The following is a 15,858-nucleotide window of genomic DNA, read 5'->3' as shown; positions in this document are numbered from 1 at the left end:
AGCTCCCGAAGCAAAAAAATCAAATCGCCTAAAATCTAGCATTTTGAAGTACCTTGGGTATAATCTTTTTCTTCTATTTCTCTTCAGGAGCTTGCATGCGTGCATCCGAATGGCTATTAGCTACTCTCAAAGAAACGCCTAACGATGCGGAAATTGTCTCGCATCAATTGATGTTAAGAGCCGGTATGATCCGCAAATTAGGTTCAGGACTTTACACCTGGTTACCCTTAGGCCTTAAAGTACTGCGTAAAGTTGAGCAAATTGTTCGCGAAGAAATGAATCGTGCTAAAGCCATGGAAATCTTAATGCCTGCAGTGCAACCCGCAGAACTGTGGCAGGAAACAGGCCGATGGGAAACCTTCGGGGGCCAACTTTTAACGATGCGTGACAGTAACGAACGCGAATACTGTTTTGGTCCGACGCATGAAGAAGTGGTTACTGACATAATCCGCAATGAATTGCAATCTTATAAGCAATTACCGATAAATTTATACCAGATTCAAACCAAGTTTCGCGATGAAATCAGACCACGCTTTGGGGTCATGCGCGCGCGTGAGTTTATAATGAAAGACGCTTACTCTTTTCATTTAACCCAAGAGAGTTTGCAACAGACCTATAATGACATGTACCAAGCCTATTGCCGTATTTTTGACCGTCTTGGTTTACGCTACCGTGCGGTTGAGGCAGACTCAGGGGCGATTGGCGGGTCTGCTTCTCACGAGTTTCAGGTACTTGCTGATTCAGGTGAAGATCTCATCTTCTACAGTGATGGCAGTCATTACGCCGCAAACATTGAGCAAGCCACTTCTTTACTTCCCGCAAAAGCCACCTCCCTTCCTTTAGAAAAAATGGCCATAGTGGACACTCCAGGGCAAAAAACAATTGCTGAAGTCGCTCAATTTTTAAATGTAGGAGCAGGGCAAACGGTAAAAACTTTAATCGTTGAAGGTCAACAACATCCTTTGATCGCGCTCGTTTTATGCGGAAATGACGAATTAAATGAAGTCAAAGCAAGCAAACATCCCTTAGTCAAATCCCCACTACAATTGGCTGATGACGCGACAATTCAACGTATTTTGAATGTTCCACCCGGTTATATTGGTCCTATTGGCTTATCCATTCCAGTGATCGTTGATCACCATGCCTTGGCATTAACTTCGTTTATTTGTGGGGCAAATCAAGTCGATAAGCATTATCAACATGCGGCTTGGGGGCGTGACGCGCAGTATCAAGAGGCCTATGATCTGCGCAATGTAAAAGAGGGGGATATTAGTCCAGACAATAAAGGCCGCTTACATTCATGCCGTGGAATCGAAGTAGGCCATGTATTCCAATTAGGTGATAAATATGCGCGGGCGATGAATGCTGCGGTGGTTGATGAAGAAGGCCAATCACAAACGCTGATCATGGGTTGTTATGGCATAGGCATTACGCGCGTGGTGGCTGCAGCTATTGAGCAACACCACGATGAACAAGGCATTGTTTGGCCGCAAAGTATTGCACCTTTTCAATTGGTCATAATACCCATTAATGCGCACCGCTCAACAATGGTAAAAGAAACGGCAGAGTCTCTTTATCAAAACCTCATAAAACAGGGTTACGACGTATTGATTGATGATCGAAATGAGCGCCCTGGTGTTTTATTCGCAGACAGCGACTTAATTGGCATTCCTCATCGTTTAGTTGTCAGTGAACGTAACTTGGAACAAAATACCATTGAATACAAGGCAAGAAATCGCGAGGAGATTATTCGGATCACGTTGTCAGATCTGGATCATTTTTTAAAGGACCAACTCGGTTAATGCTTTGAATTAACACTTGGCCGCTGCACGTAGCATAGGATCTCCCTAATCAAGGTATTGCCCAGCATTGGAGGTCCTTTGCTGTATTCAGGACGACAGAAGAGATTAGGAAGAAGCTCAAATTTGCAAGACGCTTGCTAGCAACTGGCGGGTATAATCGTGTTTTGGGTATTTTAAAATCGTTTCGCAGGTTCCCGTTTCAACCGTTTTTCCATCATGCATGACTAACACATCATCGGCAATGTAGGAAACCACTGCCATATTATGAGTAATAAATAAGTAAGCTAATCCCGTTTCATATTGCAAGTCTTTCAATAAATTAAGAATTTGTGCCTGGACCGAAATATCAAGTGCACTGGTGGGTTCATCACAAATTAATACCTCAGGTTCGGTTGCTAAAGCGCGAGCAATACAGATTCGCTGTCGCTGACCGCCTGAAAATTGATGTGGATAACGATGCAGGCTGTTGCGCGGTAAATTCACTTGTTCTAAAAGAAGCTGCTGCTTTTTACGAATAAAACGGGCACTTAGTCCTTGAGCATGCATGCCTTCTGCAAGAATCTCCCCCACCGTCATGCGTGGATTCATCGAAGAAAAAGGATCTTGAAAAATAATTTGTACCTTTTTGCGGTATTCACGCAGGGCTCGCCCTCTTAATGCCCTGACATTCTGGCCACGATAATTCACCTCTCCACCGCGGATCGGTTGCAATCGTAATAACGCGCGGCTTGCCGTTGTCTTCCCACACCCTGATTCACCAACCAAGGCTAGTGTTTTTCCTTTATATAAGTTAAAAGACAACCCATCAACAGCGTTGATGGGATCGATCTTGCGCTGAAATAATCTCCTCTTTACAGAAAAAGAGACTGCAAGATCTTTCACCTGCAATACGATTTCAGTGCTTCCCTTTTTTACCATGTGATTGGTTTCTTTCATTGCGATCGCAGGCGGACGTTCATACTCAGGATATAAATGGCAACGCACCTCTCGTGCTTCAATAGCCTGCAGTTGCGGTGTGATTAAGGAGCAAATTGAAAAAGCATGGGCACACCGGGGATGAAATCGACATCCCTCAGGTAATGCATCTAAAGAGGGAACAGCACCAGGAATCGCTTGCAAGCGCTGCTTGCGCTTATTAAAGCTGGGTAGAGAAGCCAGCAGTTGCTGCGAATAAGGATGCAAAACTTGGGTAAAAAAATCGGCTACAGCAGCCTGCTCTACCACTTGGCCTGCATACATAACACAAACTCGATCAGCCATTGCCTTTACCACTCCCAGGTCGTGAGTGATGAGCAACATGCTCATTTGATATTGCTGCTGCAATTTTTTCAGTAGGGATAAGATCTGCGCTTGGATAGTGACATCGAGCGCTGTGGTTGGTTCATCAGCAATTAATATTTCCGGATTTGCAGCTAAGGCCATCGCAATCACGACACGCTGCTTTTGTCCACCGGATAATTGATGGGGGTACTGTCGAAGACGAAGCTCAGGTTTAGGCATTTCTACTTTTTCAAGTAGCTCCACTAATCGCGCTTTAACTCGCTTACCGGCAATCGGGTATTTGATTACTATTTCAACGAGTTGCTCACCAATAGTCAATACAGGATTAAGCGCTGTCATTGGTTCTTGGAAAATCATGGCCATCCGCTTACCGCGTAAAGTGCGCATGAAGTATTCAGGAAGATTCAAGATATCCTGATTATCGATTTGTATTTCACTATTCCAACCATAGAGCCCATTGCGCGGCAAGAGACGCATTAACGCAAGGGAAGTGATTGATTTGCCACAACCTGACTCCCCTAACAACGCTAAAGTTTCACCTGGACTAAGCTTAAAATTCACATGATCAACAGCAGTAATCAGCCTGCCTCTATTTTGAAACGAAACACTGAGCTGTTTAATTTCTGCAATTTTTTTCATGAATCTTATTGATATAAAAGAGAATTATCACTCTAACAAGAGATAAGTAAAGAGACAATCATTCAATTTCTAAATCTGGCATTTTGAAGTATCTTGGGTATAATTTTCGAACTGGATGTGCAACGGACTTAGTCGATTAATTTTAAGAAGAATAAACATGTTAAAAACAATAATTTTCCTAGCCCTCGTGCTTTTTTCCTGCTTTACTCAAGCCAATGACATTCCCTCGCTTTATCAAATTGACCTCATTATCTTTACTCATCCTCAATCGGCTAACTTGCCTCCAGAACTCTCTCTTTCTTCAACCCTATCCTCTGAAAGCACCCATGCTGCACCATTACAAACCGAAATTCGTAAAGAACTCACCCCCTATCATCTCCTCCCTTTTTCCTCCTCGCAATTGCGCGAAGAATATTGGGCACTGCACCGACGTCCGGAATACCGAGTGCTATTGCATTACACTTGGTTACAGCCTTTTAATAGCCAACGTGCTGTTTCACTGCCTAAGATTAACCGCGATGGTTGGCAACTGGAAGGTGCTTTACGCATTCAACGTTCAAGCTATTATTTGTTGAATACTGAATTATTGTTTTCGCCTGCTGACAGTAGCCATTCTCCGTTTGTGTTTGCTCAAAAACAACGGTTAAAAGGCGGAGAGACTTACTATTTTGATCATCCACAAGCGGGGATGTTAATTAAGATTCATCAATTGGGTTAGTTATTAATTTATTTTAAGGAAACGATTTGCAATGCGAAGGCTCTCTATCCCAATTTTCATCCATATCTTTGATAGCCTTCCACCCCACTGCCGCTATAGAATTCGACTGAGATTCAAATTGAAAGAAAGCCTGGGGATTCATTTTTGGTGTTCTAAATTGAGAAACAGTAAGTTGTTTTACTGGAATGACGGGAGCAGGTACTGACGTACCTTGGGCCCTGGGTTTTCCGGTACCCAACTGCCCTAAATCGTTGCTGCCCATACCGTACAATCGATGAGAAGCATCTAAATAAATGGTATGAGAATCATTGGCATCAAAATCGGTAACACTAGCAGCAATTTCTTCAAAACCCGGGATCAATTCTTCTAAGTTACCAAATTGTTTGCTTGAATTAATCCCTGACACCATGAGCTTATGGTCTGCAGTTAAAAGAAGACTGCCTAAAGAGGTCGCTTTGATTTTACTTACTTTATAATCATATAGCTTAGTCCAATCTGGGCAACTCTCAATGTTAGCTAACCCTAATAAGCCTAATTCATTGCTACCCTTCCCGTAAACTACACCTTCTGCAGTGAGAAGAAGGGCGTGAGACATTCCAAAGGAAACATCAATTATATCTAAATCTTCAGGCAAGGTGATCCAATCAGGTAATAGTCTTAATTGATTATTGATGAGACGGGGTTTCAAGCTATCCTTTCCAGCGGTTTTTACTTCTCCAGCATCCGTTAACACTGCAGTGGTAAAATCAACAGTAGTAATCGCTTTGATTTTTTTCAGATCAGCAACTTCTTGGAGCATTACTGGCTTTGAGGTATTTTCTGTTTCTGTTTGCGCCTCTTCTGGATTATCGCTCTTGCTCTCTGTTGTAGCTTCTGTAGTCAATGTCAATTGACCCTTGCTGTTATCACCCATGATCCATACTTTCTTTTTTTCTTTGCTTAGCAGGAGTGAGTGACTAAACCCAGCCCCTATCGCTTCAATTCGGTCAATGCCAGTGAGCTCTGTGAATGAAAAACAATCCCCACCTGGGACACCTAATTGCCCATGCTTGTTAGAACCCGTGGCAAGCACGCGTCCCTTTGCTAATAAGACAAGTGTATGGTTTTGGCCGCAAGCAAGTTGTTTTATTTTAAGTTCTAACTCGAGGTATTTCTCAACGATATCTTTTAAACCGTTGCTAACTCCACGAAGATTAATCACGGAACTGAGCGGCATGTTGTCAAAGATTAGAAACACCATCTCCCAAGGCAAACTCAGTAAACCATTCTCAATTGATTTTTTCTCAGTTCTATCATGCATAATTTAGCCTTTACTACTCCATTAGAATTCAAATCAACAAAGACGCGATTATAAACTAGTTGCTAAAAAATGATCAAATAGTACTATTCAGTGTATTTTCCTGTTTAAATTCATGCGCAATTTCACTATCTAAAGTCTTCACTATTTTGCTAACCAGAGATGCATCAAAGCTAGCAACGTCATCGGCATTCTCAATGTTTTGCGCGACATAATTTTTCCAGAAAATTCCAGCAGACTTGCTAAAAAGATTGATAAATGATTCATCATTAATAGCAGTAATCCCTTTCCATTTATATCGTTCGCCATCTTTTTCTATAGCTCGTGCATGCATTGCAAGCGTTGCGAGTTGGATTGCTGTTGCTGGATCTTCCTCACCTGTTTTAACGGAGTCAATGAGTGTTTTTACCAATTCTTTTTTAATGGGGTGGTGCAGCGATTTGTCAGCATAATTCATCAGGTCAGTAAGAAATTCCACAGCTATTCGCTGTGGTTTCGTTAATTTTTCTTCACTTTGGTTTCTGTTGCTAGCAGAAAAAAAACCCCCTCTCGCTAGAGCACTGCTTAATTCCTCACTCAGTGATTGATTAGCTGAGCTCTCTTTTTTACTCGATACAACAGGCGCTTCACTGTCGTAGCAGCATTCTAACTGGGTTGTCATTCCAGGATAAGGGTAATTTTCTTCGGTAAAAATTCCGTGAGTCGAGTCATGCCCCATAGCCACAGCCCAAGGATCGACGATGAGACAATGAGATAAATCCGTTAAATCTTGCGATTTATGACCAAGCAAAAGAAAAGTGTGTGAACCTAAACTCTGTTTATGGCTTACTATTTTTATAGGCATAGGAGGTAACTTGCCTTCCTCCATCAAATTCAATAGATGATCTGCACCCAATTGAGCAAAGGTATGGCAGGCGCCCATTTTCATTTTTTTTACTTTTGCAGCGGTTTCTTTGATCGCATTTCGATCGTAGCTTTGTTGGGCTCCCATACCGCCCATGACTTTCGGCCCATGGTATTCTTTCTTTGATCTTTCGATGACCTGCTCTTTTACAGTCGGATTGATGCAATGAGGAAATCTCAAGGCATCCATTGAGCCGTAAGTGTCTGCTCGCAATTGGTACATGTAGGAAGACAATGGCGTGTAAACTGAAGCACTGCTAGGTTTTTCTTTGTGAATAGATGGTAACTTATTAAATTTTGGATCATTAATAATGATCTCTAAAATTTGAAGATCATGGGCTGAAAAATTCGGATGACTAAAAATATAATCTTGAGGATTATTCAATAATAAATCTAACTCTTCATCCGCATTGACAATCGCTAAAAATTTCTTCATATGCCTTACAAAGGTTATCGATGGTATTCCTTCGTTTTCGGCTAAAAACTCCGCTAATTTTCTCGCCTTTTTATCTAAAGAAATTTCATTGCTATTCCAAGTTTCTTTCACCAATTTTTTATCTTGATCCGATTCTAAATTAGCGTGAACTGTTTGGAATAATTGTCGGAGAGAATCTTTATCTAATGCTGATTCCTTTGAGCATTTTTCAATAATTTTTTTAAAATAGCTATCAATCAATGCTTCTTTTTCAGATTGAATTAATTGGCGTACATCCTTAATTAACTCATCGATTTTAGGATGTTCATTTTTTGCTGTTTCCACTGATTTTGTCTTCATTTAATTGCTGATATATAAACCGTAATATGTTCAGTATATCCAAACAAAATTAAGGGAAAGTTACCTAATTATTAAGCAAATATTAACGAAATTTATCACGGAAACTTTTTAGTTTAATTACAGTCAACTCATGCTCTAACTAAGAATGAGTCCGAGTTAGACTAAGCTTTACGGATTATTTTTTTATCTCATAAAGATTTAAGGAATTCTTAATGTTCAATGGATTAAACTAACTAAAAAATTAGAGGGGATAGCGATGAGTAATAAACAATTATCAGAACGTCTAAATAGAGAGTTGGACGCCATCGGCGTTCCTGGCTTAATCGGCGAACGTATCCAAGTTTGCTCCAAATTATTCAGATTACCTAAATTTAAAGCCGAAGCGTTGCTAAATGGTGTGGCTGTCGATCCTAAATCCATGGAAAAAGTGGCCGATGAACTTGAAGTGAGTGTGGATTGGCTATTAGGTAACAAAAAAGAAAAGAAGGAAAAACATTAAGCCTGGAATGACGCATTCGCAGAATGGCCTTATAAGCTTTCAAAAACGATTACCGTCGATACATAGCGCAATCCGCGGCAAAACGCGGATTGCACATAGAAAAGAGGCTTAGAAATTATTCAGGTTTACTGCGCTCGTTATAGACTAAAGAAAGCGAAGAGGAATGTTGATTTAATTGTTCATAAGCTCTTTTTGCAGGAGTGTATTGTGGAAATCGAATCATCAAGCGTTTTAAAATCCTTCTTGATAAGTCCTCATCACCGCGGTTCCACTCACTTAACGCGTCAAAGTACATTAAATCAGCAGGTTGTTGTCCCGCCAAAACAGGGGTTTGGCTGATGGAAATGGGTTCAATAAAGCTGATTCTTTCTTGCTGCTGTGCATCAAGCCATTGCAACATTTTGCGTGCTTGTAGACTTCCGTTCTCGCTCGCTTGTTGTAATAGACGTTTGCCCTCGTCGGATTTACGCTCTGGCGAGGTATTAAACAACATTAAGGCCAATTGGTATTGAGCATATGCATTATTATTTGCCGCCAATTCACCATACAGTTGTTTTGCTTGCTCACTGTCTTGGTTTACCCCTAAACCATATTGATACATTCTGGCAAGAGCAAGTTTCGCTTTCTCATTGCCTTTTTCAGCAGCTTTATGGTAATAATTCACTGCATTGCCAAAATCAAGCTTCGTTGCCACACCGGTTTCAGACAATAAGCCAAGTTGATAAAGGGCATCGGGATCACCCAAATCAGCCGCTTTTTTGTAGAGTTGCAGTGCTTTTTGATCATTGCGCGCAATGCCTTGACCGGTGAAGTACATGTCTGCCAGCTGTGTCATCGCATCGCTATACCCTTTATCAGCCGCTTTGGTAAAGAGCTCCTGGGCTTTGGCATAATCAACTGGTAGTCCTTTACCTTTTTCATAAATTAAAGCTAAGTCGTATTCGCCAACAGGATCATCCTTTTGAGCGGCTAACTGATAGCTTTCAAGCGCTTTAAGATAATCATCTTCAACCGTGTCGTAGATAAAACCTAACGCAACGGCCGCTTTGGGATAAGTGGTTTGGGCTGCTGTGTACCACTTTTTAGCTTCCGCATAATCGGGTTCTTTTCCGATTCGGCCTAATTGATAGAGTTGGCCTAAGAGGTATTGGGCAACAGGTTGACCTTGCTCCGCTGAAGCTAAATACCATCTTGCAGCCAACTCTCGATCAAGTTTTCCAGCTAGACCCGTATCATAAAGATAACCCAGTTTTAATTGGGCATCTTTATCACCCTTGTCGGCTAAATTTTGATAAATATCTTGAGCGAGTTGCATATTACTTGGATCATTCGCTTGGGCGAGGTAGTAATCCGCGAGTAACAAGCTTGCGATGCTATTGCCTTCATCACGCGCTTTACTTAAATCATCAAGAAACGCTTCATTCTCCTCATGTTTCAATATGGCCAAATTGAGGCTTGCATAAGAGAAACCCGCATCAGCTGCTTGTTGCAGTAATGCTCTGCCTTTTTCCATGTCTTTACCAAGCCCTATTCCTTGGCTGTAGTAAGTACCAAGAATAAACGCATTCACAGGATTTAACGCTGCTTGTTGATACCAATACAAGGCTTCAACTTGATTGGCAGGTACTGCAATTCCTCTCTCATACATCATCCCAAGTAACAACGCTGCTTCAGAATTGCCTTCTTTGGCAGCTTTTTGGGCCACATTAAACGCTTGTAATTGTTTTTCAGGATTAGCAGAATCCATCGCGTTGTAATAAGCTAAGGGTAACTCAGCTTCCACTACGCCTTGATTCACTGCACCTTGATAAAGGCGTCGGATTAATTTCGTACGATTTTGTTTAGCAACAACGCTCAATCCGGCTTGCTTTTGCTTCACTAAATATTCTGCCAAGCGATATTGGGCTGGACCATAGCCATTGGATGATGCTAAGTAGTACATGGCTAGCGCTTGCTGCATATCAGGCTCGACGATCATAGTACCGTTTGCATCGGTAAATCCTTTATCGTAGATATTAGCCAACACGTATTGCGCGTAAACATTTCCTTTAAATGCAGCGTCAGTCATCCAGCTTATGCCTTGCTTGTAATCGACTGGATTTGTTTGGCCTTCTAAATACAAAATACCGAGATTGTATTCCGCACGCACCTCTTGTTGAGCCGCTGACAATTGATAATAAATGATCGCTTGTTGAGGACTTTTGTTGACAGCGATACCGTATTGATAGAGCTGACCGATTTCAAATTGAGCGGATGAATCGCCTAAAATGGCCTGCCCATACAATTGATTTAAAACCGACTGATAATTTGCCTTATTTTCCCAACCTACCGTTTTTTCTTTGAAGTAATTGAAGTCTTGGGGACCTGGTTTCTCTGGATACGGTGAACCTTCATCCACCATGGATTGTCTTGGTTTATGCTCGAGAGCTAGCGATTCATTAGCCTGCAACGCTTCAATTTGTTTATCCAATGGATAGCGAGGAAAAGTCCATGTGGCCACATGATTCGCATTGAGCATGGGTGCAATTAAGTCAAAATAGTCATTGATAGGAATTTCGCTGGGCTGAACCATCGTAAAATTAGGTTTATAAATTTCCGCACGGGAAACCGTTTCCATTTGTGGAGCGGAATTATAGTTATTTTCTTTTAAGGCAAGGGGATTTTGCCAAGCACTGTAAATTCCGCCTAAACTATAGCTGTTATCAGTAAAATTGTCCGTTTTCCCATTACTTAGCCATCGTGCAGCTTCAATAGCAGGAGCAACTTCACTGTCTTTTTTTGCTAATGTTGCTTTAGCTTTTAACTCCCATTGCTCTGCCAATTGCGGATTCATCGCAACACCCTTACCTTCTTTATAAAGAAGAGCAAGCGCTTGCTGAGCTTCGCCCGAACCATTTTGAGCGGCTTGCAGTGTCCACATAAATCCTGTTTGGGGATTGTAAATCGACGATTTTTGATCAAGATAGAGGCGCGCTAAACTCATCGCTGCACGCCCATTATGGGCATTGGCCGCTTTAGTTAACCAGTCTTTACCTGTTTCGATTTGATTTTGTTTTATTGCCAATTCGCCAAGGGTTGTCATTGCTGATGATGAATTTTGGGCAGCCGCTTTCATGAGCAAATCAACTGCTTTGTTATTATCGCGCGTCACTACGCTTCCGTTTGCGTAGAGTTCGCCTAATTTTGCTTGAGCCTCCGTAAAGCCTTGGTCAGCTGCCTTTGTTAACCAAACTGCACCCAGTTTTTTATTTCGTTGATCACGGCTCTCAAGAAAATGCATACCCAACGTGTATTGCGCGAGAGCATTACCGGCTTTGGCAGCATCAATATAATATTTTCTTGCGGTATCTGAATTTTCTTTCGTGCCCAAACCGAATAAATAAGCGGCAGCACAATACATTTGTGCCTGAACATCACCCGCAGCAGCTGCTTTTTTAAACCAATATAATGCTTTTTCTGGATTTTTTTCTTCAATAAGGTTATACCGTGCCAGCAGTTGCTGCGCGGGTAACATGCCCTTTTCAGCAGCCTGATTAAAATAGCGCAAGGCTAAATTATTATTCTTTAATTGGCCGTATCCATATAAACGCATCCGCCCCATATAATAATCAGCAACGGGATCTTTCCCAGATTCACTAAGAAGTGTTTGTGCAGCGAGTGGATAATTCCCTTGACGATAAGCATCCAATCCATTTGCGGCAAAGGCAAATTGGCCTCCAGTGGCTGCAACCAAATAAAACCATGGTACGAATGATTTCATGGTACTCCCCTCATTTTTTTGTTTACTGCATGTCAATCTGGGTAAACCCATTTGTTTTTATTGAATCATCATTTAAACATCATGTTTCCATTACATTCCTGGAATAATTCCATAATGCACTACTGCATTAACTGCGCCATTTCTGGTACTACTATTCGCCAACCAATAGTTACCTCGATTATTTAAGCCGTAACGCACATTGGTGTATTCACAAACTCTAAGCGTCTGCGCACAATCAACCACTTGACCATAGGGTGATTTTTTACTGGGAACCGAACAAATGAATTTAACTTTCTTTTCATTGGTCGATAGAATTCCCCACTCATGCGGACCAATCACGTGGTTTAAGTACATGCTGCGTGAACTTTCTTCATCACGCATTTGGAAAAGATTGACGGGCTGACCCAATGTATTAAATAAAAAGTACATGGATTGATTTTGCCCATTTCCACCTGGATGCAAATGCAAAGCTTCCAATTCGAATTGATAACCGGAGTTATAACAACCAATGGGTGGTTTATTATCGTCTTTTTCGGCCTTCTCCTCTTTTTCCGACTTAGCGTTGGCAATACCAACAGACAATAACGTCAGAAAAAGACTTACGCTTATATTTTTTGTGATCGTGTTCATTGCTGTGGTTCCTCTTTTGTCAAAACAGGACGAATCACTACTTTAGTACCCAAATAATGATTAGTTTCATTGGATAATTCGACGAAATCATGATTGAGCCATTCAGCATCGCGAGTAAACATTCTCACACAACCATGGCTTGCTCGATATCCGGGAATATCAGGCGAACCATGTAAAGCAAAACCCTTATGGAAATACATGCAGAAAGGCATTTTTGCTCCTCCGCGTCCGATGGGGTACACGTTAGACCGGCATTTTTCATTTTCCTTACTGAAAAAGCGGAAGATGCCTGTCATCGTTCGGCAGGATCGAGCGGCATCGGGACATCGATCTCTTCCTGATGAAATAGGTCCCCACTTGACCAGTTGCCCATCCCTGTCGTAAGCACCCCAGGCTAATTTATCCTGGTCAACAATAACTTGTTTTTCCCCTTTTTCATTAATCGATAGCGGAAAAGGTGAAAAATCAAGCAGTGTTTTTTGGGATAAATTACGGGGAACAACAAGGATTTTACCGGACCATAAACTGTTATACGTACGGTTTAGCCGCTGGACTATATCTCGCTGTTGCTCATCGGGAAATAATTTCTCCCAAGATTGCCCAGAACCCACTTTAATGCATTGGTAATCTGGGTAAGCGCAAAGAGATGGACCATAATAACTTGCAGCATTAATTGCAGCTGCCTGTATCATCAGTGTAATCACTCCTGTTATTTTCTTCATGTCGTGATTCCCCTAATCTACTTTCAATAATTGTGATGCAAGAAGTGTGCTTAAAATGCAAAATTCTTATTTTTTTGTTGCAAATCTTGGTGGTGAACAACTTAAAAATAAGCTTTAAAAGTTATGTCGGTAGGATGTTTAAAAAGTTTAGTGTTTGGGTAAAATTTATCTTGAGGGCTACTGCACACAGCCCTTTTACTGCCAAAAGGTAAATTTAGAATACGTTTGCGTACAACAAATAGTACATGTACAATTATAAGTACCAATCAATATTTTATTCAGGAGATTAAGATGGATGTTATCAGTTATTCTGCTCTGAGAAATAATTTAGCCAACACTTTAGATAAAGTGAATGAAGATCATGTTTCCATATTAATTACCCGCCAAAATGGTAAACCTGCAGTGATTATGTCTTTAGATGATTTTAAATCTTATGAAGAAACCGCATATTTAATGTCCAGCCCTAAAAATGCAGAGCGATTAAATCAGGCAATTGCCGAAGTTGAATCTGGACAATCTAAACCCCATGGGATGATTGAAGAATGATTCTCTCATGGGCTGAAAACGCCTGGGAGGATTATTTGTACTGGCAGATTACTGATAAGAAAACACTCCAAAGAATCAATGCATTAATCAAAAACATTTTACGTCATCCTTTTGAGGGAATAGGCGATCCTGAGCCGTTAAAACATAATTGGTCAGGGTATTGGTCTCGACGGATTGATAGGGAACATCGAATTGTCTATAAGGCTACTGACGATACTTTATACATCGTGCAGTGCCGCTTTCATTACTAACAGGGTCCAAGCAACTTCGTCTGCGAACTGTCAAGGTTCGTCATTTTAGAAACCTCTAGGAATGAAAATGGGCAAATATACGTTCGGCCAACTCATTATTGATGCCATTCACTTTGGCAATTTCACTGAGTGGCGCTTTAGCCAATTCGCGTAAGCCACCAAAACGCCGTAGCAACGCTTGGCGCCTTTTAGGCCCCACCCCTTCAATCGCTTCTAAAGAAGAATCCAACCCCACATGCTGGCGTTTTTTCCTATGCGAGGTGATTGCAAAACGATGCGCTTCATCGCGAATATGCTGCAGTAAATGCAAAGCAGGTGAATCCGAGGGTAAACTCACCTCTTTCTCTTCAGCCACTAAAATTAAACGCTCTTGGCCTGCTTTTCGCTCAGGTCCCTTTGCTATCCCTAAAAGAGTGACCCCGTTGACCTGTAAACCGGCCAAAACACGTTTCGCGACAGCGACTTGGCCTTTCCCTCCATCGATAATAAGCACATCAGGCAACTGTTGCTCTTGCTTTAAGCGCCTAAAGCGACGAGTAAGGACTTGCTCCATTGCCGCGTAATCATCACCGGGCGTAATCCCAGTGATGTTAAAGCGGCGATAATCTGCTTTGCGCGGTCCTTCTGCGTCAAAAACCACACACGAAGCCACTGTGGATTCGCCTTGCGTATGACTAATATCAAAACACTCCATGCGTGCAATGGTTTCTTGCTGGTGGAGTAAATCGGCTAGCGCTTGGTACCTCATTCTCATCGTGGAGGACGAGGCTTTATAATCCGCCACAGACAGGTGCAAATTATTAAGTGCAAAATCCAACCACCGTGCTTTTACTCCCCGTGGCTTTATTTGAATTCGGCAATTTTTACCGCGCAATTCACTCAGCATCGCCTGTAGCGCTTCGCACTCAACGATGGGTTCATGAGTGATGATCAATGCCGGTATTCGCTCAGGTGTATCAATATAATAAAAAGAGAGAAATGCGGTAAACACTTCTTGCCACAAACTATTGTCGTCATTTTCCTCTTCAGTAAAAAGTTGTTTAGGTACTGAGGGGAAAAAACTGCGGCTAGCCAAGACCCGGCCCTCTCTCACCGTCACACACTGAATACAAGCAAACCCTGGCTGCGCTTCAATCGCTATCACATCGGCATCCCCACGCAACTGGACGACCCCTTGCTGTTCTTGCACCAAACGCAGACTTTTAATTTGATCACGCAAAATGGCCGCTTCTTCAAAAGCGAGCTGCTCGACTGCTTGCTCCATGCGTTTTTCTAATTCATTGATCAATAACTGTGACTTTCCTTGTAAAAAACGTCTTGCATCATTCACCGATCGTTGATAATCCTCAACTGAGATATAACCCGTGCATGGCGCGGTACAACGCTTGATTTGATATTGCAAACAAGGACGGGAACGCGTGCTAAAGTAATTGTCACTGCAATTACGAATTTTAAATACTTTTTGGATTGTTCCTAACGTTTCGCGCACTGCAGCTGCACTGGGGTAGGGCCCATAAAATTCGCCTTTGTTTGGTTTTTTCTTGGAACGATAGAGCTCCATACGAGGAAAAGTATGACTCGCAGTCACGTGAATATAAGGATAAGTTTTGTCATCGCGCAATAAGACATTGTATTTGGGCCGGAGTGACTTAATTAAATTGGATTCAAGCAGCAGCGCTTCTGTCTCACTGCGAGTGACACTGACCTCAATTGCAGCCACCTGGCTGACGAGGGACCGTGTCTTAGCACCAACATTTTGTTTATTGAAATAGCTACTTACCCTTTTTTTTAAGTTTCTTGCTTTACCCACATAAAGAATGACACCTTTGGCATCGAGCATGCGGTAGACGCCAGGATCGTGGGTAAGTTTGGTAAGAAAATGAGTGATGTTGGTTGTCGTTTCGTCGTTCATGTACTGCAGTCAGCTAAAACAATGTCAGAAGATCGATTAAATTATAGACGTTAGAGTTGTCCCTGTTTTGTTTCGCACGGGAGCTCCGACGGGCCAATAATGGATAGGCTCCTAACAAGAGTC

General features: G+C 41.9%; 12 protein-coding genes. 5 read left to right on the top strand and 7 right to left on the bottom strand.

Annotation, left to right across the window (positions count from 1 at the left end):
- Positions 1-95 precede the first annotated feature (95 nt).
- The gene (locus tag B5D33_RS08260) at positions 96-1,802 is read left to right on the top strand and encodes a proline--tRNA ligase (RefSeq protein ID WP_058451230.1); all 1,707 of its coding nucleotides are present in this window, start codon (positions 96-98) and stop codon (positions 1,800-1,802) included.
- Between the two features lie 117 nt (positions 1,803-1,919).
- On the opposite strand, the gene B5D33_RS08255 is transcribed toward B5D33_RS08260, so the two are convergent.
- Positions 1,920-3,722, bottom strand: coding sequence for an ABC transporter ATP-binding protein (locus B5D33_RS08255; RefSeq protein ID WP_058451229.1), 1,803 nt, complete (start codon positions 3,720-3,722; stop codon positions 1,920-1,922).
- Positions 3,723-3,879: 157 nt separating this feature from the next.
- Here B5D33_RS08255 and B5D33_RS08250 point away from each other — a divergent pair, with 157 nt between their 5' ends.
- Complete coding sequence (locus B5D33_RS08250) at positions 3,880-4,440, top strand: CsiV family protein (RefSeq protein WP_058451228.1); 561 nt, start codon at positions 3,880-3,882, stop codon at positions 4,438-4,440.
- Between the two features lie 13 nt (positions 4,441-4,453).
- Here the strand turns inward: B5D33_RS08250 and B5D33_RS08245 are convergent, their stop codons facing one another.
- Together B5D33_RS08245 and B5D33_RS08240 are read right to left on the bottom strand one after the other, a co-directional pair.
- Positions 4,454-5,740, bottom strand: coding sequence for an F-box protein (locus B5D33_RS08245; RefSeq protein WP_058451227.1), 1,287 nt, complete (start codon positions 5,738-5,740; stop codon positions 4,454-4,456).
- A gap of 73 nt (positions 5,741-5,813) precedes the next feature.
- Positions 5,814-7,415: a hypothetical protein gene (locus tag B5D33_RS08240; RefSeq protein WP_058451226.1), complete on the bottom strand. Its 1,602-nt coding sequence runs from the start codon at positions 7,413-7,415 to the stop codon at positions 5,814-5,816.
- A 256-nt stretch (positions 7,416-7,671) separates the two neighbouring features.
- On the opposite strand from B5D33_RS08240, the gene B5D33_RS08235 reads away from it, so the two are divergent.
- Complete coding sequence (locus B5D33_RS08235; protein ID WP_058451225.1) at positions 7,672-7,914, top strand: hypothetical protein; 243 nt, start codon at positions 7,672-7,674, stop codon at positions 7,912-7,914.
- A gap of 115 nt (positions 7,915-8,029) precedes the next feature.
- Here the strand turns inward: B5D33_RS08235 and B5D33_RS08230 are convergent, their stop codons facing one another.
- From B5D33_RS08230 to B5D33_RS08220, 3 genes are all read right to left on the bottom strand, one after another.
- Positions 8,030-11,674: a tetratricopeptide repeat protein gene (locus tag B5D33_RS08230; protein ID WP_058451224.1), complete on the bottom strand. Its 3,645-nt coding sequence runs from the start codon at positions 11,672-11,674 to the stop codon at positions 8,030-8,032.
- 90 nt (positions 11,675-11,764) lie between these two features.
- Complete coding sequence (locus B5D33_RS08225) at positions 11,765-12,304, bottom strand: hypothetical protein (protein WP_058451223.1); 540 nt, start codon at positions 12,302-12,304, stop codon at positions 11,765-11,767.
- A complete protein-coding gene (locus tag B5D33_RS08220; protein WP_058451222.1) occupies positions 12,301-13,026 on the bottom strand; it encodes a L,D-transpeptidase in 726 nt (241 codons plus the stop codon). Before B5D33_RS08220 ends, B5D33_RS08225 begins: the two co-directional genes overlap by 4 nt.
- A gap of 291 nt (positions 13,027-13,317) precedes the next feature.
- Here B5D33_RS08220 and B5D33_RS08215 point away from each other — a divergent pair, with 291 nt between their 5' ends.
- Both B5D33_RS08215 and B5D33_RS08210 read left to right on the top strand, forming a co-directional pair.
- Positions 13,318-13,572 (top strand): type II toxin-antitoxin system Phd/YefM family antitoxin, encoded by a 255-nt coding sequence (locus B5D33_RS08215; protein ID WP_058451221.1) that lies wholly within the window; start codon positions 13,318-13,320, stop codon positions 13,570-13,572.
- Positions 13,569-13,823 carry a Txe/YoeB family addiction module toxin gene (locus tag B5D33_RS08210; RefSeq protein ID WP_058451220.1) on the top strand — a complete coding sequence of 85 codons (255 nt, stop codon included), beginning with the start codon at positions 13,569-13,571 and terminating at the stop codon, positions 13,821-13,823. The genes B5D33_RS08215 and B5D33_RS08210 overlap by 4 nt, the downstream gene beginning before the upstream one ends.
- A gap of 55 nt (positions 13,824-13,878) precedes the next feature.
- On the opposite strand, the gene uvrC is transcribed toward B5D33_RS08210, so the two are convergent.
- The gene (gene uvrC / locus B5D33_RS08205) at positions 13,879-15,735 is read right to left on the bottom strand and encodes an excinuclease ABC subunit UvrC (protein WP_058451219.1); all 1,857 of its coding nucleotides are present in this window, start codon (positions 15,733-15,735) and stop codon (positions 13,879-13,881) included.
- Between the last annotated feature and the right edge of the window lie 123 nt (positions 15,736-15,858).

It is taken from the genome of Legionella maceachernii (assembly GCF_900167045.1).
Classification (GTDB): Bacteria; Pseudomonadota; Gammaproteobacteria; order Legionellales; family Legionellaceae; genus Tatlockia; species Tatlockia maceachernii.
Note: the sequence above shows the minus strand (reverse complement) of the source record. Positions and strands in the feature narration are given on the sequence as shown.

Bases quoted from the DNA above. Each gene is read 5' to 3' on its own strand.
- B5D33_RS08230 (WP_058451224.1), bottom strand. From the start codon at position 11,674: ATGAAATCATTCGTACCATGGTTTTATTTGGTTGCAGCCACTGGAGGC.
- B5D33_RS08250 (WP_058451228.1), top strand. From the start codon at position 3,880: ATGTTAAAAACAATAATTTTCCTAGCCCTCGTGCTTTTTTCCTGCTTT.
- B5D33_RS08210 (WP_058451220.1), top strand. From the start codon at position 13,569: ATGATTCTCTCATGGGCTGAAAACGCCTGGGAGGATTATTTGTACTGG.
- B5D33_RS08240 (WP_058451226.1), bottom strand. From the start codon at position 7,415: ATGAAGACAAAATCAGTGGAAACAGCAAAAAATGAACATCCTAAAATC.
- B5D33_RS08235 (WP_058451225.1), top strand. From the start codon at position 7,672: ATGAGTAATAAACAATTATCAGAACGTCTAAATAGAGAGTTGGACGCC.
- B5D33_RS08260 (WP_058451230.1), top strand. From the start codon at position 96: ATGCGTGCATCCGAATGGCTATTAGCTACTCTCAAAGAAACGCCTAAC.
- B5D33_RS08215 (WP_058451221.1), top strand. From the start codon at position 13,318: ATGGATGTTATCAGTTATTCTGCTCTGAGAAATAATTTAGCCAACACT.
- B5D33_RS08255 (WP_058451229.1), bottom strand. From the start codon at position 3,722: ATGAAAAAAATTGCAGAAATTAAACAGCTCAGTGTTTCGTTTCAAAAT.
- B5D33_RS08245 (WP_058451227.1), bottom strand. From the start codon at position 5,740: ATGCATGATAGAACTGAGAAAAAATCAATTGAGAATGGTTTACTGAGT.
- B5D33_RS08225 (WP_058451223.1), bottom strand. From the start codon at position 12,304: ATGAACACGATCACAAAAAATATAAGCGTAAGTCTTTTTCTGACGTTA.
- uvrC (WP_058451219.1), bottom strand. From the start codon at position 15,735: ATGAACGACGAAACGACAACCAACATCACTCATTTTCTTACCAAACTT.
- B5D33_RS08220 (WP_058451222.1), bottom strand. From the start codon at position 13,026: ATGAAGAAAATAACAGGAGTGATTACACTGATGATACAGGCAGCTGCA.